The following is a 22635-nucleotide window of genomic DNA, read 5'->3' on the forward strand; positions in this document are numbered from 1 at the left end:
CAAAAATGAAAATAAAGCGTTCTAAGAAACGATTGTCGCCCCCAAAAGGAATTCACCTTACCTTATTTTTTAAATGGCTCTCCGTTTATTTAAAAAAGTCACTTTTAGTAGGTAATATCTATTATTAATAAAGTTTTAATAGTTTATAAAAATAATAAAGGAAGGATGTAGCACCCTTCCTTTATAATAATTTCTATCTATACTATTAAATGGTCGCCAACAGCGCGAGCACCTCTTCGTTTTTTTCCTGTTGCTTCAACTCGTCGAAACGCGGTTGGAAGGCTTCGAAGTAAAGCGCATCCCCTTTTAGGTTTTGGATGGCTTCCATCCGAACGAACGGCGATTCGCTTTTCAGGGAAAAACCATATAGCTTCTCCATCACTTCCGTATCGACGTCTTTCGGTTTCAAAACCGTGCTATATTTCAACAGCCAGTTCGCAAACAGCAGAGAAGCCTTGTTGTTGTTTACGTTCTTCCGAAGCGAGTTCTGCAAGAGGCTGAAGTTCGATACGGAGGCAATATAGTCGCCCACCGCACGCTCTACCACCATCCGCTCGTCGGCCGTAGTGGCCTTGAAATAACGGTTGATTTCCTTGAGCGAGTTGTTGATGGCATTCTCTTCTTTCTTGCCTTTTTCTTCCCAGGTATCCTTCAAACCAACGGTCTTGTTGAACACCAAAGCGCCGGATTGACTGTCTTTATCGACTACGAAATACCCAATTCGCTGGAACTGGAAACGGGCTTCCGGCTGGGCATTGGCCAGGCTCGGCTCTACAAATCCGGTGCTGATTTTCAACGATTCCGGGTTTACGAAGTCGAGGAAATTGCGCTCTTTATGCGAATCAGGCGCTTCGTCTACAAACAGACGGTCGTACAACCGTATCTCCGCCGGAAGCGCATGCGCCACCGACACCCAATGCAACGTGCCGGATACCTTGCGCTCGCTGGCTTCGGTGCCGCTTCCCGAAAGACTATCGGGGTCGTAGGAGGCGTGAATTTCCGTGATTTTTCCTTCCGAATCCTTCACAACTGATTCACCTTTAATGATATAGGCGTTCTTCAAACGTACTTCCCTTCCGATACTCAGACGGAAATACTTAGGTGGTGCTTCTTCGAGGAAGTCCTCCCGTTCAATATACATTTCCCGTGAAAACGGCACTTTCCGGAAACCGGCTGCGGCATCTTCCGGGTTGTTTTCCGCTTCCAGCCACTCCTCTTTTCCTTCCGGATAATTGACGATCACGAGCTTCACCGGATCCACTACCGCCATGACGCGGGGCGCGGTTTTATTCAGGTCTTCGCGTATACAAAATTCCAATGTCGACACATCGATCAGGTTATCGCGCTTGGCGATGCCGATCATCTGGGTAAAGTTGCGCAGGGAAGCCGGCGTGTACCCGCGACGGCGCAGCCCGGATATGGTCGACATCCGCGGATCGTCCCATCCTTTCACATGTCCTTCATTCACCAATTGCAGCAACTTCCGTTTGCTGACTACGGTATGGCTCAGGTTACGACGCGCGAATTCCCTTTGTTTCGGACGTACTTTAGTGTCGTCATATATCTGGTCAAGGAACCAGTCGTAGAGTTCACGGTGCGGCAGGAATTCAAGCGTACAGAACGAATGCGACACCTGTTCGAGGTAATCGCTCTCGCCGTGTGCCCAGTCATACATCGGATAGATACACCAGTCGTTTCCGGTGCGGTGATGGTGTTTGTGCAGGATGCGGTACATGATCGGATCGCGCATCAGCATATTCGGTGAAGCCATATCGATTTTGGCCCGCAGGATGTGCGTTCCTTCCTCAAACTCGCCCTTCTTCATACGCTCAAAGAGGTCGAGGTTTTCTTCTACCGACCGATCGCGAAACGGACTGTTGACCCCTGGTGTGGTAGGCGTTCCCTTCTGTTCGGCCATCGCCTCAGACGACTGGCTGTCGACGTAGGCCTTTCCTTTTTTGATGAACACCACTGCCCAATCGTATAATTGTTGGAAGTAGTCGGAGGCATAGCACTCCTCAGCCCACTGGTAGCCGAGCCACTGCACGTCGCGCTTGATGGCGTCTACATATTCCTGTTCTTCCTTCGCTGGATTGGTGTCGTCAAAACGAAGGTTCACCGGCGCTTTATAATGCATACCCAAACCGAAATTCAACGCAATCGCGCTGGCGTGCCCGATGTGCAGGTAGCCGTTGGGCTCAGGCGGAAAACGAAACCGCAGCTTGTTTTGCGGCATGCCGTTTCGCAAGTCTTCCTCTATGATTTGTTCGATGAAATTCAGGGAACGTTCTTCAGTGGCCATACTAAAATATTGAAGCGCAAAGGTAGTAAAGAAGTCGTTAGTTCAAGATGTATCCTTCATCAGGAAGAAGCACGGATCGGGCAGATTTGATACCTTTGCACCTATGGGAATTATACGACTCACCAATGTCCGCACGTTCAGCTTCCACGGCTGCCTCGAAGAAGAAAGCCGCATCGGATCGGATTACCGCGTTGACCTGGAAGTAAAAGCCGATTTACGCAAGGCGAAAGTCACGGATGAACTGGCCGACACCGTCGATTATGTCTATCTCAATCGCGTCATCATCGAGGAAATGGCTATTCGTGCCAAGCTACTCGAACATGTAGCCCACCGCATTGTGAGCCGGATTTTTGCCGATAAACCAGAAATTTCCACCATACGCCTTTCCGTTGCAAAACTCAATCCACCGATAGGTGGTGACGTAGCATCGGTGGCCGTTGAATTAGAAGAATTTAGGTCGTAAACCGCGCGTTTCCGCCAACAGAATGGCTATTTTTTTGCGGTTTCTTTCCCTTTTCCGATAAAATTGGTTAGATTTGCCGTCCATTCAAATCATGGCGTCGTGGCCGAGTGGCTAGGCTGGGCTCTGCAAAAGCTCCTACAGCGGTTCGAATCCGCTCGATGCCTCCAAAACCTCCTGTAACGGGAGGTTTTTTTATGGTTTTCGGTTAAGGGAATCGGCGCGTTGTTCGATTTTATTGACGACTTCATCCACAATGCGTGTTTGTTTCGGGAAGAGTCCTTTTGCCAATAATACCGCACCGGAAATAGCCAGGATCAGGCTGATAATGTTCTTGATCAATAAGATGTTCTTCGGATTGAGTTTGTTCCGAAGTTGTTTGGCGAGTAGGATCTTACCGATATCAACCACGAAATACGTGCAGATCAGCGTGGTAAAAAATACCAGCATGCGCGACGGCTTGAGTTCGAGTTCAGGCCCGATGCTTAAGAGCACCATCAGCCAGAAACCCAACACGCCGACGTTGATGAAATTCAGGAAAAATCCCTTCGCAAACAAGCCAAAATAGTTCGCGCGTGCCAACTCTACCGGATTCTCCGGATCGAGGTTTTTAGAGCCTTTTTTGTGTTTCAGGAAGGTAATAATACCATACGAAAGCAAGACGAGCCCACCGAAGATGAACAGCGCCGGATCGTCTTTTATCGTCTCAATCAGGCGGTAACTTCCGAGATAAGCGATCAGGATGAACACGATATCCGCCAGGATCACACCCAGATCAAAGATAATAGCGGCCTTGATTCCCTTCACGACACTGGTTTCCAACAAAACGAAGAAAACGGGTCCGATCATGAAACTCAACACGATACCGGGAAGGATGGCCGAAAGTATGTCCTGCATCATAGTAACACCTGGTCGAAACACAAATGTAACAATCAATGGCACATATCCGCAATAAAAAAGACCCCGTTGGGGGCCTTCCTTGTATTTCGATTCCGGTGATCAGTCCATTCGAACAATCGTACCACCGATGACCGTCTTCTCTTCCACCCGGCGCGGATGACCGAAAATACGGATATTGCCACCGGCCCGTACTTTTGCTTCCACCAGTTCCGATGCGTTTACATCAGCATTACCGCCGGCATTCGCCGTCACGACCGTTTGTCCGGTAACGAGCTTTGAGGCGTTGTATTCCGCACCTGAATTGACGATGACTTCCTGGTTGGTAGCCGTGCCATCAAGCGAAACACGGGCACCACCAGACGCTTTCACGTTCAGTTTCCCTACGTTGAGCACCATTCGCACTTCACCTCCTTCTTTGGCTTCGACCTCGAAAAGTGTTGTCTCAACCGCTTTCTCACATGCAATCCGGGAACCTTCATTGGCTTCCACTGCTTCGAGTTTGGTGTAAAAGACGGTAGCGGAAATAGCATCACCGGCTAATAAACGTCCAAGCGGCATCCGGATTTTGAGTTCGCCGTTCTTGTTGACGATCTCTACCTTTTCAGCCTCTTTTCCGTTCAGTATGACTTTGTTTTCATCCGACGGAATCAACAATACATCAATCTGGTCAAAGGCGCTTACTTTGTCAAAAGCACCTACCTCACGGCTGATCTCTTGCGAAAAGGCGGGGAGCGACAGCAACGCAAACAATAAATGGATTCGTTTCATATGTTCTTTTGGCTAAAGACGTCGTTTTGATACAAAACGTTGCACCTGCACCAAAAATTATAATGATTTAACGTCTACGGCGTGATGGTTTCGATTTCTCGGGTTCTGCCTCCGGCTCGTCTTTACGACGCAGGAAGGTGAAATCAAGTTGTTTCTTGACCAAATCAGCATGCTTCACCTTGATGTAAACCTCATCGCCCAACTGCAGTATCTTTCCGGAAACGGCGCCCACCAATGCATACTGGCGTTCGTCAAAGGTGTAGTAATCATCCTTGATTTCCCGGATGCGGCACATACCCTCACATTTGTTTTCCATCACTTCCACATAAATACCCCATTCGGTAACCCCTGAAATGACACCCAGGAACTCCTGGTCCTGATGGTCGAGCATATACTTGACCTGCATATACTTCACACTGTCGCGCTCGGCATTCGTCGCCAGCACTTCCATGCTCGACGCGTGCTCACAACGATCTTCGTATAGATCGGCATCGGCTGACTTACCACCGTCGAGGTAGTGTTGCAACAGGCGGTGTACCATCACGTCGGGATACCGTCGAATAGGGGAGGTGAAGTGGCTGTAATAATCGAATGCGAGTCCGTAATGCCCGATATTCTCCGTCGAATACTTCGCCTTGCTCATACTGCGGATCGCCAGCGTATCGATCAGGTTCTGTTCTTTACGTCCATTGGCTTCGGTCAGTATTTCATTAAGCGACGTCGAAATGTGTTTCTTCGAACGGAAGTCGATCTTGTAGCCAAACTTCGCAATCACGGTTTGGAAATTGAGGAGTTTGGTTTCATCCGGCTCGTCGTGGATCCGGTAGACGAATGTTTTCTTTTGCTTTCCTATGAACTCAGCTACCTTTCGGTTGGCCAATAGCATGAATTCTTCGATAAGGTGGTTCGAATCTTTGGCGACTTTGAAGTACACACCCGTCGGCTCATCGTTTTCATTCAACTGGAATTTCACTTCCACTTTATCGAACGAAATCGCACCGTTCTTCATCCTCACACGTCGTAGGATTTTGGCAAGTTCGTCGAGTTTGAGGACGGCTTCCTGCAGTTCGGCAGGCACTTCATAGGCGGATCCGGTAAGGGATACCTCTGCCGGGATGGTCGCACCCTTCGTTTCGATGATGTGCTGCGCTTCCTCATAGGAAAAACGCTGGTCGGAATAAATCACCGTACGGCCAAACCATTGGTTGATGACCTGCGCGGCCGGACTGATCTCGAACACGGCGGAAAAGGTATACTTCTCTTCGTGCGGTCGGAGGGAACAGGCAAAATTACTCAGTACTTCCGGCAGCATCGGAACCACGCGGTCGACCAGGTAGACGGAGGTGGCCCGTTGGTAGGCCTCATCGTCGAGGACGGTTCCTTCTTCGAGGTAATACGATACGTCGGCGATGTGGATCCCGATTTCAAAATTGCCATTGGGTAATTTTTCAAACGACAGGGCATCGTCAAAATCCTTCGCATCTTTCGGGTCGATCGTAAACGTCAGCGTTTGCCGCATGTCGCGTCGGTTGGCGATTTCACTTGCGTGGATGGAGGTATCGAGCTTCTGCGCGAAGGCTTCTACTTCGATCGGAAAGTCGGAGGGTAGTCCGTATTCCGCCAGGATCGCATGCATTTCCGTATTGTGTTCGCCCGGCTTACCGAGTACTTTCAGCACCTCGCCAAACGGACTGTCGGCCTTTTGCGGCCAATCGTCAATGCGCACCAATACGACGTCACCTTGTTGGGCAGCGCCGATTTTGTCTTTCGGGATGAAGATATCAGTATACATCTTCGCGTTGGCCGTGCTGACGAACGCAAAGTTCTTCTGGATATCGATCACACCTACGAACTCAGTCTTGGCGCGTTCGATGATCTCCACGACTTCCCCTTCCGCACGACGGCCGGTTCGTTTGTTGTAGACGTATACTTTTACGCGGTCTTTGTCGAGTGCCTTGTTGAGGTTGTTGGTTGGGATGAATACATCGTCATCGAAATCCGGGCAGACGAAATAGGCCGTACGCCGGCTGGTCATATCGATGATACCTTCGTGATAGTGCTTACCGTCTGACTTCATGACGAATTTACCAGGTTCGGTTTCGTCGATTTTCTTTTTGGAAGCCAGTAGTTTTAAATCTTTGATGATCTGGTTGCGGCTCTGTGTGTCATCTACTTCCAGGCGTGCCGCAATCTGTTTGTAATTGAATTCCTTGTTGGCGTGCTTTGACAGGATCTTCAGTATTTTCTCAGTGAAATCCTTCTGCTTGACGCCAAGCTTTTTACTCTTTTTTCGCATTATTTCTATTTAACCCAGTGAAAGTACGAAATAACCCCGACAGCGGCTTCACGGTCACCGGTTTAATTGAAAAGCAGTACCCAAACCAACGAAAGGTTTTCAACACATTTAAAAAACAACAAAAGAAAAAGGGAAATTTAAAATTTGAATTTTGATGATGATAATAGGGTGTGAATAGCTGCAATAAATTTTTTTCGGACGGCTTGTAACTCTCGATTTACCTTTTTATAACAATTTGCTAACACAGCTATGCAGGGGTAATTTCCTAAAAACGAAGGAAAATTGAAAGTTTATCGACAGTTGTTGATAGTTATAAACAAGACGAATTTGTCGAAAAAACACCCTTTCAAAAGCTGTTGATAAGCCGTGAAAAAACACTCATAACTAACCCATAAATACCGACAAAAACATTTGCTTTTCCCGATGCCGTTTGGGTATGCGAAAAAAGAAAACACCACCAAGGAAAAGTTACCTTTTTTCATTGATAAGTTATCCACCGATCGTGTTGATGAACGCATCACTGGTTTTCAGTGTTTTAGGTTTTTCTATTAACAAACGTAAGATTTTAACAAAGACCCTGCATTTCTGCTATCGTCCCAGAGATTTCCTTGCATTTTCGGAAGTGGTTAAATTACACCGTTTTACGCCATTGAATGCGGCAATATCCGTACTTTTGTACGCACACAACACTCCTGAAAATGATCCTTTCCATTGGCAATGACCACGCCGGTCCTGACTACAAAAAAGCCCTCGTCGCCGCTCTTGAAAAAGCAGGCCACACACTCCTGAATCACGGTACCGATACCTCTGACAGCGTCGACTATCCCGACTTTGGTCATCCGGTTGCCCTTGACGTAGAAAGTGGGCGGGCGCAGTTTGGTATCGTCATCTGCGGAAGCGGAAACGGCATCGCCATGACGGCCAACAAACACCAGGGCGTGCGGGCCGCTTTGTGCTGGATGAAAGAGATCGCCGTTTTGGCACGGCAACACAACGACGCGAACATCATCGCCCTTCCGGCACGCTTCACGTCGGTCACGCAATGCGTAGAGATGGTGGAAGCGTTCCTCAGCACCGAGTTCGAAGGCGGGCGCCATGCCGGCCGTGTCGCCAAGATCGCCTGTTCCTGATTAGAACATGGGCCACGGACACCATCATCCTGCCCCTGTAACCGGACGAAACCTCGTCATTTCCATCCTGCTTAACAGCGTGATTACCCTGGCACAGGTCATAGGTGGCCTGCTGTCGGGAAGTCTTTCGCTGTTGTCAGACGCCCTTCACAACTTCAGCGATGTGCTATCGCTCGTATTCAGTTTGGTCGCACACCGGCTGTCCCATCGCCCGGCATGCGAACGCCGTACGTTTGGGTATAAGCGGGCCGAAATCATCAGCGCGTTCCTCAATGCCGCTGCCCTGATCGTGGTGGCACTGCTGTTGGGATACGAAGCCATTTCCCGTTTTATCACACCGGTTTCGATCGCGCCCGACGCTGTCATCTGGCTGTCGTTGGCAGGAATCGTCTTCAACGGAGTGTCAACACTTCTCCTCCATAAAGACGCGTCCCAAAGCCTCAATATGAAGTCGGCCTACCTCCACTTGTTTTCCGATACGTTGGCGTCGGTGGCGGTACTCGTGGGCGGACTCCTCATGCGCTATTTCCATTGGTTTTGGATCGACGGCGCCATCACGCTTGCGATCAGCATCTACCTGGTCTATCTGGCGTATGACGTGCTGCGGGCCTCCGTCGGCATCCTGATGCAGTTTACACCCGATGAAATCGTCTTGTCGGAGGTTACCAAACGCCTGCAGCCCACTATCGCTCCGCATCGGCTTTACCACGTCCATATCTGGCGGCTCACCGACCACGCACTCCATTTCGAGGCCCGGCTTGATTGTCAGCACGATATGACGGTGGCCGAGTTCAAGGCACTGGCATCGGCAATAGAAACGCGTTTGCACGACGATTTTCACATTACACATTGTACCTTGCAGCCCGATTTCGGAGTATACGGACCCAAAGAGATCGTCTGCCAGGAATAGGAAGACGCGGCCTGATCCGAGATCGCTATATCGCTGAATACGTTGCCCATGACGCTTGTTGAGTACATCGCCCGATCGGTTTCGGTTCCGAGAAAAGGAATCGAGAACACCCTTTCCTTATTGTCTGAAGACTGTACTGTTCCCTTCATCGCGCGGTACCGAAAAGACCAGACCGGCAACCTCGATGAGGTCGCCATCGAACGGATCGCCAAAGAGGCCGCTGCTTTTGAAGCGCTCGAAAAGCGACGGGAAGCCATCCTGGCCGCCATCACCGAACAGGGAGCCCTTACGCCGGAGCTTGGTGAAAAGATTAAGGGTACATATGACCTGACCGAACTGGAGGATCTCTACCTTCCCTATAAAAAAAGAAAGAAAACCCGCGCGGATGTCGCCCGTGAAAACGGACTCGAACCATTGGCGCGCATCCTGATGGCGCAGCGAAACGACGATGTCGACTTCCTCGCCTCGCGCTACCTCAATGATAACGTCCGCAATGAAGACGAAGCGTTGCAGGGTGCGCGCGACATCGTGGCCGAATGGGTAAACGAAAACACCCACGTCCGCCGCCAGTTGCGACGCCTGTTCCAACGCACGGCCACCCTTTCAGCCAAGGTTGTGAAGGGAAAGGCAGACGATGAAGCCGCCCAGAAATTCACCCAATATTTTGATTGGTCGGAGCCGTTGTCAAAAGCGCCGGCCCACCGCTTACTGGCGATGCTACGGGCCGAGAAGGAAGGATTTGTGCGGACGAAGGTCGACGTCGATGCCGATGAAGCCTTCGAACTGGTAGCGCGTATCGTCATCCGAAGTGAGAACGACACCACGCCCCATCTCGAGCAGGCCATCGCCGACAGTTACAAACGACTGCTGGCGCCGGCTATCTCCAACGAAGCCCTGCAGGAGGCAAAGGCGAGGGCAGATGTACACTCCATCCAGGTGTTTGCCAACAACCTGTCGCAATTGTTGCTGGCGCCGCCGTTGGGAGAGAAACGCATCATGGGCATCGACCCGGGCTTCCGCAGCGGCTGCAAGGTCGTGTGCCTCGATGAGAAAGGTGATTTGTTGTATAACGAAACGATTTTCCCGCATCCTCCCCAATCCGATTTGCAATTGGCGATGAAGAAAGTGCGTTCGATGGCCAATGCCTATAAAATCGACGCGATCGCAATTGGCAACGGCACCGCCTCGCGCGAGACCGAGCAGTTCATCAAGAAGATTGCCTTTGACAAGTCGCTGCAGGTATTTGTGGTAAGCGAAGCCGGCGCGTCGGTCTATTCCGCATCGAAAGTGGCCAGGGACGAATTTCCGCAATACGACGTGACGGTGCGGGGAGCAGTGTCCATCGGGCGACGCCTGTCGGACCCCTTGGCGGAATTGGTGAAAATCGACCCCAAGGCGATAGGCGTGGGGCAGTACCAGCACGATGTCGACCAGTCCAAACTCAAGGAAGAACTCGATGCTGTGGTGATGCGTTGCGTGAACGCGGTCGGGGTGAACGTGAACACGGCCAGTAAACACTTACTGAGTTATGTAAGCGGAATAGGGGAGAAGCTGGCCGAGAATATAGTGAACTACCGCGCCGAGAACGGCCCATTTGAAAGCCGGGCGCAGTTGAAGAAAGTGCCGCGATTGGGCGACAAAGCCTTCCAGCAGGGGGCGGCCTTTATGCGGATACGCGGAGCCCGCAACCCACTTGATAATTCGGCCGTGCATCCGGAAGCCTATGCGGTAGTGGAAAAGATGGCGAAAGACCACGGTTTGTCCGTGGCTGACCTGGTCGGAAAGAAAGACCGTATTTCGCAGATACAGCCGGAAAAGTACACAACCGAAACGGTGGGTGTCCTGGCGTTGAAGGATATTGTAAAGGAATTGGAGAAACCGGGCCTTGATCCGCGTCAGGCGGCAGCCGTTTTCTCTTTTGATGATACCATTCGCTCAATAAACGACCTGCGTCCGGGGATGGTGTTGCCCGGCATCGTCAACAACATCACCGCCTTTGGCTGTTTTGTGGATATCGGCATCAAGGAAAGCGGCCTGGTGCACATCTCCCAACTCAAAGCCGGATTCGTATCAGACGTCAATGAAGTGGTGAAACTCCACCAACACGTGCAGGTCAAAGTGCTCGACGTAGATGAGGCACGGAAGCGGATTGGGTTGACGATGGTTGTTTAGCAAAAAAAAAACCGGACAGTCGTCCGGTTTGCATATTTTCGAAAGTAGTTATTTCGCTTCTTCCTGTTTGGCTGTGCTGTCGTCTTTCGCGGCGTTTTTGAATTCCTTGACGCCGGATCCGAGGCCTTTCATCAGTTCCGGAATTTTCTTTCCGCCGAAAAGCAACAGGATGACCACGACGATCAACAGGATTTCCTTGACCCCGAATTCGCCCAACAATAGGTGCATTGCAATCATGATTTCACAATTAAAAGTGCGCAAAGATAGGGACGAAATCCGAAAACGGCAGGGTTTTCGCTAAAATTACGCCGAAGGGTTGTCTTTTTCAGGCAATTCAGATGTAGGGGATGGCGGCGGCGTGAGCGGCGAAGTGGGCGCAATCGGGTCGGTTGACACCGGTTTGGCTTCGTCTTTCGCGGCGTTTTTGAATTCCTTCACGCCGGAGCCGAGTCCGCGCATCAATTCCGGAATTTTCTTTCCACCGAAAAGCAACAGGATCACCACGACGATCAGCAGGATTTCCTTGACTCCGAATTCGCCTAACAAAACGGTAAGTGCAGACATGTTCTTGGCTTTAAGCTGTCAACAAATATAACGAAAACAACAAGGACGGAACGCCGAATTGTGATAAATTTACGGTCGTGCGCCGTGCTTGCCTATCTTTGCGCATCCCGATTCGCCATGGCCGAGAAACGACACAAACGACAGCAACTCAAGAAACGGCTTTTTACGAAGAACCGTCTGGTGATCCTGAATGAAGACACCTTTGCGGAGATTTTCTCGTTGCGCCTCACCCTCATGAACGTCTTCGTCGTTGCCACCATCGGAGCGGTGCTGATCATCTTCTTCACGACCCTCATCATTGCCTTTACGCCGTTGCGGGAGTACATTCCGGGTTATGCCACACCCGGCCTTCGTGAGGCGGCCACCGACCTGGCCCTGAAATCGGATTCGCTTGATCAGGCCGTCCGCAAGAATGAGGCGTACCTGGCATCGATCCGGAAAGTGCTGACCAACGATATCGACTACCCCCGCCTGAGCAAGGATTCGATTACCGCCACACCCACGGCCGACCAGGACGTACCCGCCGCGTCCGAAGCCGAACAATCGCTGCGCCGTGCCGTCGAGCAGGAAGACAAATACAACCTTTTTGAACAGGCCAAACCTATGGGCGGCCTCGTGCTTTTTGCCCCCGTCAAAGGCCATATCACTCAGGGCTATCAGGCCGCGCGCCGTCACTATGCCGTTGACGTCTCGGTCACCAAAGACACGCCTGTGAAGTCGGTAGCCAACGGCACTGTCGTCTTTGCCGAATGGACACCCGCTTCCGGCTACGTGGCCATCATCCGCCACCGCGATGGTGTGATCAGTGTGTATAAGAACTGCGCCTCGTTGTCGCAATCGGAAGGGGATATCGTCCGTACCGCGGAAGTAATCGGCGCGGCCGGAAACAATACGCACGGACAAGGTGGTACGCAGCTGCATTTCGAACTCTGGAAAGACGGCTATCCCATCGACCCCACCCAATTCATCGAATTTGAATAAGTCCTATGTCGTTTAAATCAACCGCCGCCAAATGGTTCGCCGCGATGGTCGACCGGCAAACCCGCCGATGGGCCTCCGCACCGGTAGCCAGCCAGCAAAAGGTGTTTCGTGAATTGATCGAAAAGGCCCGTCAGACCGCATTTGGCCGCGATCATGATTTCGGGTCGATTCGCGACCACGCCGACTTCGTACGTCGGGTGCCTGTTCGTGATTATGAGGCCTTGCGCCCGTATGTCGATCGCGTGGTGGCCGGAGACGAAGACATCCTATGGCCCGGAAAGCCACTGTATTTCGCAAAGACATCCGGCACGACGTCGGGTGCCAAATACATCCCGCTTACCAAAGAGTCGATGCCGTATCACATCAAGGCGGCGCGCAATGCCATCCTATCCTACATCCACGAAACCGGAAAGGCCGATTTCGTAGATGGCAAGATGATTTTCCTGCAGGGAAGTCCGGAACTGGAAACGAAAAACGGTATCCAATTGGGACGTTTGTCGGGCATCGTGGCGCATTACGTGCCGGGCTATTTGCAGCGCAACCGGATGCCCTCGTGGGAAACCAACTGCATTGACGACTGGGAGACCAAGGTGGATGCGATTGTTACCGAAACTCTGCCCGAGCGTATGGCGGTCATTTCCGGCATACCGTCATGGGTGCAGATGTATTTCGAAAAACTGGTGGAGCGCACCGGAAAACCCGTGGGTGACATCTTCCCCGATTTCTCCTTGTTTATTTACGGTGGTGTGAACTTCGAGCCCTATCGCCGTCGGTTCCGTGAGCTGATTGGACGGGAGGTCGACAGCATCGAACTGTTTCCGGCTTCGGAAGGGTTCTTCGCCTACCAGGATACCCAGGCTGAAAAAGGCATGCTGCTGTTGCTGGACGCCGGCATCTTTTACGAATTCATCAAAGCCGATACCTTCTTTGACGAGAACCCGCGCCGCTATACCATCGGTGAGGTCGAAATGGGTGTGAACTATGCGATGATCCTGTCGACCAACGCCGGATTGTGGGCCTACGACATCGGCGACACCATTGCGTTTACCAGCCTGGCGCCGTATCGGGTGGTGGTGACCGGACGTTTGAAACACTATATCTCAGCCTTTGGCGAACACGTCATCGGCAAGGAGGTGGAAGAGGCGATGCGGGAAGCCGTGGCGGGTTCTGATGCCGTCATACAGGAGTTTACGGTAGCGCCACAGGTCAACCCGGAAACCGGACTTCCGTATCATGAATGGCTGGTCGAATTCGGTAAGGAACCCAGCGACCCCGATGCCTTTGCACGGGCGATCGACACCTCGTTGCGGAAGCAGAACAAGTATTACGACGACCTCATTTCGGGCAAAGTGCTTCGGACGGCCGTGGTAACGTCGGTGGCCCCCGGAGGCTTTACCGCGTATATGAAATCCATCGGCAAACTCGGCGGTCAGAACAAGCTGCCACGACTCGGGAACGACCGTCGTATTGCGGATGCATTACCCCGAAAAACCCGATAAAAATAAAAATCCTACATTTGCAGGTTAGGAAAACGCCGTATGACCACGAAAAAAGAAATAAAACCGGCTTTTTCCAGAGAATACTACCCCATATGAAGCAAAGCAAAACCATTTCACGTTCGAGGGCCCAGGAATCATCCGCGGCCATTGAGCGTCTTTATATTACCATCCGTCATCTGTTCAACCGCGGCTTTTATAAGCCGATGGGCGTTTCGGGTGAAACCCTTCGGGAGGCACTATTGTCGCTGCGTCCGGAGATATACGGATCGATTGCGGAAGAGAAAGTCGAATTGCGCGGTCTTTTATATGTCATCGAGCGTTTGCCGGTGGGTATCGAGGAGTGCCGTTTCATCAACCTTACCTCCGACGAAGGCTATTCGCAATCGCATTTCAAGCCCATCATCCCGCCCAAGCGCCGCCGGAACTGCTACCGCATCGACGATGAGCAGATGAATGTCGAAATCACCCGCGGGCGTTCCGACATCTATGACATCCTCACGCACCTGACCTTCATCTTCATCGAATCGCATAAAATCAAAGACCGTGTGTTGATCGATGAAAGCGGTGAGGTATCGCGCGACTGGCAGAAACTCGAACAGGCGGTGATGCAAGGCAAACCCCTGCCATTGGAAGAGCGGGAGAAAGCCATCTCGCACGCGGCGAACATCCTCGGGCGCACGTTTGCTGAGGTACAGGAAATTTACGACGAGTTTGCCTTTGCCGACCGTCCGGATCGTTTCCTGCACGTCATTTACTGGCTCGGGAAACTGGCCATCGAAGAACTCCTGGAAAACAACAAACGCACCATTTCCTTCAGTCCGATCCTTCGCGAACGGCTGGGGCACCACATCTATGGTGAGATTTGGGCGACCAATATCAAACAGACGCTGAACGAGCAGCAGTTGCTCGATCGTCCGATCCACATCATCAGTGCGAACATGCACAGTGTGATGAATTCGATTTTCGCGCCCCACGTGCTGAAAGCGAAGATGAAGGACAAACCAGAGTATTTCATTTATGAGGAATTAAGCCGCTCGGGTGCGCACGACGTTCGGAAGAAGGTTGAGGAATTCGCGTTGCAGCATGGCATGATTTCCATTCCGGACGCCTCGGGCACGAACATCGACGTACAGATTTTCGACACCGCAAAAATCGACTGGAAAAAATCGGCCTTTCCGACGGCGGAGGTGGGCGATAAAGCCCCGGTACTCATCGTAATGGACTATGCCTTCGGCGAGCAGGCCTATGAAACCATCGACGAATTGTTGAAACCTTATGTGGAGGCGAAAAATAAAAAGCACTTCCTGAACGTTGTGTCGGTGTCGATTATGGGAAAAGCCGGTATTTTGGAAGGCGGGAAAGGCGACATCATGATTCCGTCGGCCCATATCAACGAAGGAACGGGTGATAACTATCCGTTTGACAATGAATTGACGCCCGATTTGTTCGAAGGCGATGGCATTCCGGTGTATGCCGGGCCGATGGTGACCGTATTGGGCACCTCGTTGCAGAACCGTGATTTGCTAAAGTTCTTCCACGAATCGACCTGGGGGGTCATCGGACTCGAGATGGAAGGGGCCTACTACCAAAAGGCCATCCAGTCGGCTTCGAAAATCCGCAAGAGCATCAACCCCGACGTGAAAGTGCGGTATGCCTATTACGCATCGGACAACCCACTTGAGACGGGTAGTACGCTCGCATCAGGCGGATTGGGTACCACCGGCGTGAAACCGACATATTTGATTACGATCAAGATATTGGAGCAGATTTTTAATGTAAAAAAGTAAGATGGAACAACACGCGACACCCGATAATGAACAGGAACTCAGCTTTTCTGAGATAGGGAATAAATTCTCCTCTCTTTTAGATCGGATGGGAGCATTTGTTTACAGACGTTTCCTTTTTCTGAGGCGCAACGCGGTGGTGTTGTGCGCTTTGCTGGTTTTAGGACTCGGACTGGGGGTCTATTTAGACAAAACGGGGAAAGCCTATGAGAACCGTCTGGTTGTGATGCCGAATTTCGGGTCGGTTGACTACCTGTATTCCAAGATCGATCTTCTGGAAGCCAAAATTAAAGAAGGGGATACCCTTTTTCTAAAAAAGGTAGTCGGCTTTTCCAATCCCAAAAAAGTAAGAGCGATTGAAATCGAGCCCATCAATGATGTGTACCGGTTTATCGATGGAAACGACAAGAACTTCGAGCTTATCAAACTGATGGCCGAGGATGGCGATATCGACCAAATCATTAAGGATGAGACGACAAGTAAGAATTATCTCTTCCACGAGATACTCATAACCACTGCCGGACGGACGGACGAAGCGGGTACAATCGAGCCCTTGTTGCGTTATTTGAATACCTCGGACTATTACACCAAAATAAAGGAGGCTACGCTTTTGAACACGCGGACCAAAATGGAGCGGAACGACTCGCTTATTGCGCAGGTAGATGATCTTTTGAAAAACCTCGCCAATGGGAATCCTGCAAAGAGCGGTAATCTCATTTATTATAATCAGGAAAATAGCCAGATGAATGACATCCTGGGCACCAAAGACCGCCTGGTGGGCGAGCAGGGGTTGCACCGTCTGTCACTGATCAATAACGACGCTATCATTAAGGAGGCGAGCAGAACAACCAACATCTTATCTAAGCAGGCTATCTATACGAAAATGAAGTTCATTTTGCCGCTTCTGTTCGTGTTCCTTTTTGTGGTCATAACCGGAGTGCGAGGCTTCTTAAAGCGTCAAGCCCAGAAAACCGCCTCGTCATGAAGGGAATAATATTGGCAGGAGGATCGGGTACCCGCCTGCACCCATTGACATTGGCGGTGAGCAAGCAATTGATGCCGGTTTATGACAAGCCGATGATCTATTACCCGCTATCTACCCTGATGTGGGCCGGCATTCGGGATATTCTGATTATCTCGACACCGTACGATCTCCCGTTGTTTCAAAAATTACTAGGCGACGGCTCCGCTTTGGGATGCCGTTTTGAATATGCGGTTCAGGAGCACCCGAACGGGCTGGCAGAAGCGTTTATTATCGGCAGGGATTTCATCGGGAACGATAAGGTCGCCCTCATTTTAGGCGACAACATCTTTTATGGAACAGGCCTGGCCGAACTCTTGCAATCCAACAACGACCCAGAGGGTGGTATCATCTACGCCTACCACGTGCACGATCCAGAGCGCTATGGTGTGGTGGAGTTTGACCCCAACGGGAATGTATTGTCTATTGAGGAAAAGCCACCACATCCGAAATCAAATTTCGCCGTTCCGGGCATCTACTTTTATGACAATGAAGTGGTTGATATCGCAGCGTCTATTGCCCCCAGTCCAAGGGGTGAACTTGAAATCACCGATGTCAATAAAGAGTATTTACGAAGGGGTCGCCTGAAAGTCAGTATTCTCGACAGGGGAACAGCCTGGTTGGATACCGGTACGTTCAATTCCCTGATGCAGGCCGCACAGTTTGTTCAGGTAATAGAAGAACGACAAGGGCTTAAGATCGGCGCGATCGAAGAAGCGGCATTTAAAATGGGCTATATTTCGAAACAACAGTTCGAGTCATTGGCGCAACCCCTTCTCAAAAGCGGATACGGTAAGCATCTAATGGATCTCGCGTAACAGATGAAGTTCACAGAAACAAAACTTAAGGGTTGTTACATCCTGGAACCTACCGTTTTTGATGACGGCCGCGGGTGGTTTATGGAAAGTTACAACCAACGACGCTTCAATGAAGGCGTGGGCCAGGACGTAACTTTTGTGCAGGATAACCAGTCTTTTTCTACAAAGGCAGTTATACGCGGACTCCATTTTCAAACAGGTGCCCACGCGCAAGCCAAATTGGTTCAGGTTTTACGAGGCGAGGTACTGGACGTAGCCGTTGACCTCCGACCAGACTCGAGCACCTTCGGGCACTATGAATCGGTCGTGCTTTCAGGTGAGAACCGGCGACAGTTTTTTGTACCACGGGGTTTTGCCCACGGGTTTCAGGTGCTGAGCGAAACGGCTGTTTTTTTCTACAAGTGCGATAATTTCTACAATAAAGAATCGGAAGGGGGCGTTCGCTTTGATGATCCTACCATCGCCATAAAATGGCACGACCTGGGTGTGGCGCCTTTGATATCTGACAAAGATGAGGTCTTGCCGGTTCTTGAGAAGGCGCGTGCAGTATGGTAAAGGTACTTATAACCGGAGGCAACGGACAGTTGGGACAGGCGCTTAGAGGTATATCGGCGCAATATCCCGACTTTGAATGTTTCTTTTTCGCCTCTGATGAACTTGACATCACCCGCCCTGATGCAATAGAAAAGACGTTTACCACCGTAAAACCGGATTTTTGTATCAACACTGCCGCGTACACTGCCGTGGATAAGGCAGAGAGTGACGCCGCCCGCGCCTATCAGGTGAACGCAGAGGGCCCCTCTTATCTTGCGGAAGCCTGTAAGAGACATGAAACAGTCTTACTTCACGTTTCGACCGATTTCGTATTCGACGGAAGGCAGCGAAGTCCCTACACAGAAGATGAATCGCCGAATCCAAAAAGTGTATACGGGCACTCAAAATGGGAAGGTGAAAAACGACTGGCGGAAACTTGGGAGAGGCATTTTATCGTACGGACGTCTTGGGTCTTCTCAGAGTTCGGACACAATTTTCTCAAGACCATGCTGCGGCTATCGGAAGACCGGGATCGAGTAGGAGTGGTGAATGATCAGACGGGCACCCCCACCTATGCTGGCGATTTAGCCCGGGCCCTTTTTATCATCATCGAACGTACCCGGGAAAAAGAACGGCCATACGGTATCTATCATTACAGCAATGAAGGTTCTTGCACCTGGTATGAGTTTGCCAGGGCCCTATTTGAAGCTTTTGAAAAGAAGACAGAGGTAACCCCCATTACGACCCACGATTATCCGACCCCGGCTATGCGCCCTCCTTACAGCGTTCTGTCGAAAGAGAAGTTTAGGGCAATCTTTAACGCTGATATACCTTCCTGGCAAGAGGGTCTTATGCATTGTAAGCACTCTTTTTCTAAAAACAAGCCCGCTTAGCAGCCGGGCACCCGCGTTTTTGTGGTAATCGCGGCCGTTACCACCCCATAGACGAATACGCATCTGTTTTCAGGTTGCTATCTGACAAAGATTCGAAGATTAAGGCCGGTAAGTTATACGGAACTGCTATTTTTGCCACATACCCAAAAACGAAATGTCGGTAAACCGATCCCATGTGTATTGTGTGATACCCGTCTTTAACGACTGGGACAGCCTGTTAATCCTCCTTACGCAGATAGCGGAGGTGCAGGCGCAGCACGATGCTTACACCTTTTCAGCGGTCGTTGTGGATGACGGATCATTTGAAGAACGGCCTGATCGTGTGTTGTCAATCCTTCCCCTGACACTGCTGACCTTAAAACGGAATGTAGGCCACCAGCGGGCTATTGCAGTCGGACTGCAGTTCGTCAACCAAAAAGTGGCCCAATCAGACTATGTGATCGTGATGGATGGCGACGGTGAAGATCCACCCGCACATCTGACCGCCTTATTGGAAAAGGCGAGGCTGTCAGGTGACCGAAAAATCATCTTTGCAGCGCGAAACAAACGCCAGGAGTCACGCTTTTTCAAACTCGGCTATATCGTTTACAAGTACTTGTTTTATAGTCTGACCGGACAGAAAATCAGCTTCGGCAATTTCAGTGTCATACCGGCTCCCATTCTAAAACGGGTCGTCTATCTTGACGCAATTTGGAACCACTACTCCGGAGGCATCCTTCAATCGAAAATACCCCACGATAAAGTGGTGCTTGACAGAGGTAAGCGCTATAAGGGTCAGTCGAAAATGAACGTCTCTGCCTTGGTGCTTCACGGGCTTAGTTCCATTGCTGTTTACTTTGACCAGTTGTCGCTTCGGATTCTCCGCTTTTGTACTGCAGGCTTCCTTTTGTGTGCCACCGGGATTGCCTACATCCTCTACCAGAAACTATTTACGGACAACGCGATTCCGGGCTGGGCTTCAAGCCTGATCCTGATTATCGGCGTCATCATGGTACAGCTGTTTTCCGTGACGTTGGTGACCATGTTGCTGCAACTGAGTTCACGAAAGAAAGTGCAACCCCCTAACGATCTTTTATATCAGCAATTTATACTGTCGGAAACAGCGAATGAAGAAACTATTTTTCCGTAGGGAATCCGCTCTTTACATAGCCATTACGGTGGCGGCCTGCATTGTCTATGGAATCGGTTACGGATTCAAAACACTGGATCCGACCAATATCAACTGGCTGATGTCGGCCTATCATGATTGGGGGCAGCACTATCTTGGTTGGGCATATTATCGAAACGAACCCTGGCATTGGCCCTTGGGCAGGATGGATAATTTCTATGCGCCTGTCGGCACCAATGTAGGATTTACCGACTCCATTCCGCTTCTTGCGCTGCTATTTAAGCCTTTCTCGGCCGTCCTGCCGGATGACTTCCAGTATTTCGGTATCTGGCTTTTGTTCTGCCACATTGCCGTGGCATGGTATACCGTGCGTATTCTGAAACTGTACAAGACGGAGGACTGGATCTGCTTCCTGGCAGCCGTCTTTATCACCGCCAACCCGGTTCTGATTTTTCGCGGCCTGCATCCGGCGTTGTGCGGACACTGGCTAGTGATGGCCTCGATTTACTATTGTTTGAAAGAGGCATCCGATCCGGTAGTGGCGAAGCGACTGGAATGGAAACAGGCGATCATCTTCTTCCTGAGTGCCGGTGTTTCGGCGTATCTCGCCTTGATGGTGGCCGGCTTCACGATAGTGCTTCCGCTCCGTCATTATCTGGTGGATAAGTCGATTCGGTGGTGGTCGGCCGTGCTGTTTCCAGCAGGCGCCGCAGCGTCAGTGCTCGGCTTTTGGTTGGCTTTCGGAATGATAGAAACAGGTCCTTCAACCAATCTTGATGCCGGTTACGCTAATGGAGAATACGGATTCAATCTCCTTTCTTTTTTTGATTCCTATGGGTACTATTCCCGGTTTTTGCCTAAGATCGGCACCATTTCTGACCGGCAATATGAGGGTTTTGCGTATCTCGGACTTGGCTTTATGCTGGTATTGGCCGTTGCTGCCTTTGTGGGCATCGTCATGATTTTTCGGGGGAAAAGAAAAGTCTCGAAAGGAATGCTGTTGGTCGTCGGGCTCTGTTCGGCATATACAGTATTCGCCATTACCAATTATGTTAGTTTTGGTACGCACGTACTATTCCATTTCCCAGTGCCCACTTTTTACGAGAAGTTACTCGGGACCTTCCGTGCCTCAGGCCGTTTTGTGTGGCCTCTTTACTATCTCATCATGCTCGGTGGTATTTTGGTCTTTTCCAGGATGAGGTTGAACAAACTGGTGGTGCGCGGACTTCTTATGCTGTTGTTAGCTCTTCAGGTCTACGATACATGGGGATTGCTCACGGCGCGTCAGCTGCCATCCGGAGAGTATTACACCAAATTGAAAGACACGCGATGGATCAACCTGATGTCACAGTTCGACATGATCGTAACGTATCCGGTTTATACCAATAATTTGGTGTACCCAATGGACTACCAGGATCTGATGTTCCTCGCATTAAAAGCCGGAAAGCCCATTACGAACGGTTATGTGGCCCGTGAAAACCGGGACGCGGCCACTGCATACGCTGATAAGCTGTCGGGTCAGATCACCATGGGCACCATAGCACCGGGGCAGCTTTTCATAACCAACGAAACCTATTTGGCTGATTTCAGCTCGTTGCTTTATCGAAACAAAGTTGCGGTCAAGCGAATGGGAGGGTTTGTTATTTTGTACGCCAAACGATCGGGAATGGAGCCCTACTTCGACAAACGCCCGGAGAACGTCCGTTTTGCCGATTCGGTTGCCAAATCATACGCAGGCCAAAGGAACCTGTTTCGGGAATTACCCGAGGCAAACGCGATAAAGAAAGACATACTTCTCGGGGTCGAGCGACTGAAATTTGCCAATAACGTTTTGTCGGTCAATGGATGGGCGATGGTTAAAGGAAGTCATGACAATACACGCGATTCGCTTTTTGTCGCGATAATTGGAAAAAAGACCTTTCTTGCTCCGGTCGCTCCGGTTACCAGAGCCGATATATCGGCCACGTACGGAGGTAAGTTGGATAATGCCGGTTTTCGGTCAACCGTTATCCTGGATAAGCTGCCCCGCGACACCTATGACTTCGGGATTGCAATACGCGACTCGAACGGCGCCTACCATTTAGCCGTTGCACAACCGATTAAACAGGCCGGCTACACCAAAAAGCCAGAACGCATTTACCAACTGTCAGACACACCCCTGCTCTACAATATGGAAGAGATGAAGCAAACCGGACGGACATTATCCATGAGCGGGTGGGCCGTCGTCAAAGGGCAATCCTCAGACGCAAACACCATTTCGCTGGTACTCCTGGGGGAACACAACTACCGGATCGCGACCGACTTCGTGGCGCGACCCGACGTCACAGCGGGTAATCCAGGATACAACTATGACCGCAGCGGTTTTAGGGCCACCGTAAATACGACTGACATCGAACAGGGCCGTTACCAAATTGCTATAATGATTGTAGACGGAGATACGAAAAAAGAACATTACGCGTTGTTAGGAAGGACTGTCCAAATCACCAAATAAATTT

The 22635-nt window shown here is 50.7% G+C and carries 18 protein-coding genes, 1 tRNA gene and 1 pseudogene; 14 read left to right on the top strand and 6 right to left on the bottom strand.

The window, feature by feature from the left end:
• Positions 1 to 205: 205 nt before the first annotated feature.
• The gene (locus MKO97_RS03010; RefSeq protein WP_241104592.1) at positions 206 to 2302 is read right to left on the bottom strand and encodes a glutamine--tRNA ligase/YqeY domain fusion protein; all 2097 of its coding nucleotides are present in this window, start codon (positions 2300 to 2302) and stop codon (positions 206 to 208) included.
• Positions 2303 to 2405: 103 nt separating this feature from the next.
• On the opposite strand from MKO97_RS03010, the gene folB reads away from it, so the two are divergent.
• Both folB and MKO97_RS03020 read left to right on the top strand, forming a co-directional pair.
• Positions 2406 to 2765: a dihydroneopterin aldolase gene (folB, locus tag MKO97_RS03015; RefSeq protein WP_241104593.1), complete on the top strand. Its 360-nt coding sequence runs from the start codon at positions 2406 to 2408 to the stop codon at positions 2763 to 2765.
• Between the two features lie 93 nt (positions 2766 to 2858).
• Positions 2859 to 2932: transfer RNA gene (locus tag MKO97_RS03020), tRNA-Cys, on the top strand.
• A gap of 25 nt (positions 2933 to 2957) precedes the next feature.
• Here MKO97_RS03020 and MKO97_RS03025 read toward each other — a convergent pair.
• From MKO97_RS03025 to rnr, 3 genes are all read right to left on the bottom strand, one after another.
• Positions 2958 to 3662, bottom strand: coding sequence for a LysE family translocator (locus tag MKO97_RS03025; protein WP_241104594.1), 705 nt, complete (start codon positions 3660 to 3662; stop codon positions 2958 to 2960).
• Positions 3663 to 3761: 99 nt separating this feature from the next.
• Positions 3762 to 4430, bottom strand: coding sequence for a head GIN domain-containing protein (locus MKO97_RS03030; protein WP_241104595.1), 669 nt, complete (start codon positions 4428 to 4430; stop codon positions 3762 to 3764).
• Positions 4431 to 4497: 67 nt separating this feature from the next.
• Complete coding sequence (gene rnr / locus MKO97_RS03035) at positions 4498 to 6726, bottom strand: ribonuclease R (RefSeq protein WP_241104596.1); 2229 nt, start codon at positions 6724 to 6726, stop codon at positions 4498 to 4500.
• A gap of 698 nt (positions 6727 to 7424) precedes the next feature.
• On the opposite strand from rnr, the gene MKO97_RS03040 reads away from it, so the two are divergent.
• Genes MKO97_RS03040 through MKO97_RS03050 form a run of 3 tightly spaced genes read left to right on the top strand, consistent with a single transcriptional unit; the run spans position 7425 to position 10938 of the window.
• Entirely contained in the window at positions 7425 to 7856 is a 432-nt protein-coding gene (locus MKO97_RS03040) for an RpiB/LacA/LacB family sugar-phosphate isomerase (protein WP_241104597.1), read from the top strand.
• 7 nt (positions 7857 to 7863) lie between these two features.
• Positions 7864 to 8766 (top strand): cation diffusion facilitator family transporter, encoded by a 903-nt coding sequence (locus tag MKO97_RS03045; RefSeq protein ID WP_241104598.1) that lies wholly within the window; start codon positions 7864 to 7866, stop codon positions 8764 to 8766.
• A gap of 48 nt (positions 8767 to 8814) precedes the next feature.
• A complete protein-coding gene (locus MKO97_RS03050; RefSeq protein WP_241104599.1) occupies positions 8815 to 10938 on the top strand; it encodes a Tex family protein in 2124 nt (707 codons plus the stop codon).
• A gap of 48 nt (positions 10939 to 10986) precedes the next feature.
• Here MKO97_RS03050 and tatA (MKO97_RS03055) read toward each other — a convergent pair whose 3' ends face one another.
• Both tatA (MKO97_RS03055) and tatA (MKO97_RS03060) read right to left on the bottom strand, forming a co-directional pair.
• The gene (gene tatA / locus MKO97_RS03055; protein WP_241104600.1) at positions 10987 to 11175 is read right to left on the bottom strand and encodes a twin-arginine translocase TatA/TatE family subunit; all 189 of its coding nucleotides are present in this window, start codon (positions 11173 to 11175) and stop codon (positions 10987 to 10989) included.
• A 168-nt stretch (positions 11176 to 11343) separates the two neighbouring features.
• Positions 11344 to 11502 (bottom strand): annotated as a pseudogene (gene tatA / locus MKO97_RS03060) (twin-arginine translocase TatA/TatE family subunit); the annotation flags it as partial.
• Between the two features lie 117 nt (positions 11503 to 11619).
• Here tatA (MKO97_RS03060) and MKO97_RS03065 point away from each other — a divergent pair.
• From MKO97_RS03065 to MKO97_RS03105, 9 genes are all read left to right on the top strand, one after another.
• A complete protein-coding gene (locus MKO97_RS03065; protein WP_241104601.1) occupies positions 11620 to 12483 on the top strand; it encodes a M23 family metallopeptidase in 864 nt (287 codons plus the stop codon).
• A 5-nt stretch (positions 12484 to 12488) separates the two neighbouring features.
• Positions 12489 to 13982 (top strand): GH3 auxin-responsive promoter family protein, encoded by a 1494-nt coding sequence (locus MKO97_RS03070; RefSeq protein WP_241104602.1) that lies wholly within the window; start codon positions 12489 to 12491, stop codon positions 13980 to 13982.
• A gap of 92 nt (positions 13983 to 14074) precedes the next feature.
• Positions 14075 to 15769, top strand: coding sequence for a hypothetical protein (locus tag MKO97_RS03075; RefSeq protein WP_241104603.1), 1695 nt, complete (start codon positions 14075 to 14077; stop codon positions 15767 to 15769).
• A 1-nt stretch (position 15770) separates the two neighbouring features.
• A complete protein-coding gene (locus MKO97_RS03080; RefSeq protein ID WP_241104604.1) occupies positions 15771 to 16751 on the top strand; it encodes a hypothetical protein in 981 nt (326 codons plus the stop codon).
• The gene (rfbA, locus tag MKO97_RS03085) at positions 16748 to 17605 is read left to right on the top strand and encodes a glucose-1-phosphate thymidylyltransferase RfbA (protein WP_241104605.1); all 858 of its coding nucleotides are present in this window, start codon (positions 16748 to 16750) and stop codon (positions 17603 to 17605) included. Before MKO97_RS03080 ends, rfbA begins: the two co-directional genes overlap by 4 nt.
• A 3-nt stretch (positions 17606 to 17608) precedes the next feature.
• On the top strand, positions 17609 to 18160 hold the full coding sequence (gene rfbC, locus MKO97_RS03090; protein ID WP_241104606.1) for a dTDP-4-dehydrorhamnose 3,5-epimerase: 552 nt from the start codon (positions 17609 to 17611) through the stop codon (positions 18158 to 18160).
• Positions 18154 to 19032, top strand: coding sequence for a dTDP-4-dehydrorhamnose reductase (gene rfbD, locus MKO97_RS03095; protein ID WP_241104607.1), 879 nt, complete (start codon positions 18154 to 18156; stop codon positions 19030 to 19032). Before rfbC ends, rfbD begins: the two co-directional genes overlap by 7 nt.
• A gap of 154 nt (positions 19033 to 19186) precedes the next feature.
• The gene (locus tag MKO97_RS03100) at positions 19187 to 20161 is read left to right on the top strand and encodes a glycosyltransferase (protein ID WP_241104608.1); all 975 of its coding nucleotides are present in this window, start codon (positions 19187 to 19189) and stop codon (positions 20159 to 20161) included.
• Complete coding sequence (locus tag MKO97_RS03105) at positions 20139 to 22631, top strand: DUF6311 domain-containing protein (protein ID WP_241104609.1); 2493 nt, start codon at positions 20139 to 20141, stop codon at positions 22629 to 22631. Before MKO97_RS03100 ends, MKO97_RS03105 begins: the two co-directional genes overlap by 23 nt.
• Positions 22632 to 22635: the final 4 nt, after the last annotated feature.

The organism is Flavobacterium sp. HJ-32-4, from assembly GCF_022532105.1.
Classification (GTDB): Bacteria; Bacteroidota; Bacteroidia; order Flavobacteriales; family Flavobacteriaceae; genus Flavobacterium.

Excerpts from the sequence above, each read along its gene's own strand:
- rfbD (WP_241104607.1), top strand. The coding sequence starts at position 18,154 with ATGGTAAAGGTACTTATAACCGGAGGCAACGGACAGTTGGGACAGGCG.
- MKO97_RS03105 (WP_241104609.1), top strand. The coding sequence starts at position 20,139 with ATGAAGAAACTATTTTTCCGTAGGGAATCCGCTCTTTACATAGCCATT.
- folB (WP_241104593.1), top strand. The coding sequence starts at position 2,406 with ATGGGAATTATACGACTCACCAATGTCCGCACGTTCAGCTTCCACGGC.
- rfbC (WP_241104606.1), top strand. The coding sequence starts at position 17,609 with ATGAAGTTCACAGAAACAAAACTTAAGGGTTGTTACATCCTGGAACCT.
- MKO97_RS03050 (WP_241104599.1), top strand. The coding sequence starts at position 8,815 with ATGACGCTTGTTGAGTACATCGCCCGATCGGTTTCGGTTCCGAGAAAA.
- MKO97_RS03025 (WP_241104594.1), bottom strand. The coding sequence starts at position 3,662 with ATGATGCAGGACATACTTTCGGCCATCCTTCCCGGTATCGTGTTGAGT.
- MKO97_RS03080 (WP_241104604.1), top strand. The coding sequence starts at position 15,771 with ATGGAACAACACGCGACACCCGATAATGAACAGGAACTCAGCTTTTCT.
- MKO97_RS03075 (WP_241104603.1), top strand. The coding sequence starts at position 14,075 with ATGAAGCAAAGCAAAACCATTTCACGTTCGAGGGCCCAGGAATCATCC.
- MKO97_RS03030 (WP_241104595.1), bottom strand. The coding sequence starts at position 4,430 with ATGAAACGAATCCATTTATTGTTTGCGTTGCTGTCGCTCCCCGCCTTT.
- MKO97_RS03040 (WP_241104597.1), top strand. The coding sequence starts at position 7,425 with ATGATCCTTTCCATTGGCAATGACCACGCCGGTCCTGACTACAAAAAA.
- MKO97_RS03100 (WP_241104608.1), top strand. The coding sequence starts at position 19,187 with ATGTCGGTAAACCGATCCCATGTGTATTGTGTGATACCCGTCTTTAAC.
- rnr (WP_241104596.1), bottom strand. The coding sequence starts at position 6,726 with ATGCGAAAAAAGAGTAAAAAGCTTGGCGTCAAGCAGAAGGATTTCACT.
- MKO97_RS03070 (WP_241104602.1), top strand. The coding sequence starts at position 12,489 with ATGTCGTTTAAATCAACCGCCGCCAAATGGTTCGCCGCGATGGTCGAC.
- tatA (WP_241104600.1), bottom strand. The coding sequence starts at position 11,175 with ATGATTGCAATGCACCTATTGTTGGGCGAATTCGGGGTCAAGGAAATC.
- MKO97_RS03065 (WP_241104601.1), top strand. The coding sequence starts at position 11,620 with ATGGCCGAGAAACGACACAAACGACAGCAACTCAAGAAACGGCTTTTT.
- MKO97_RS03010 (WP_241104592.1), bottom strand. The coding sequence starts at position 2,302 with ATGGCCACTGAAGAACGTTCCCTGAATTTCATCGAACAAATCATAGAG.
- rfbA (WP_241104605.1), top strand. The coding sequence starts at position 16,748 with ATGAAGGGAATAATATTGGCAGGAGGATCGGGTACCCGCCTGCACCCA.
- MKO97_RS03045 (WP_241104598.1), top strand. The coding sequence starts at position 7,864 with ATGGGCCACGGACACCATCATCCTGCCCCTGTAACCGGACGAAACCTC.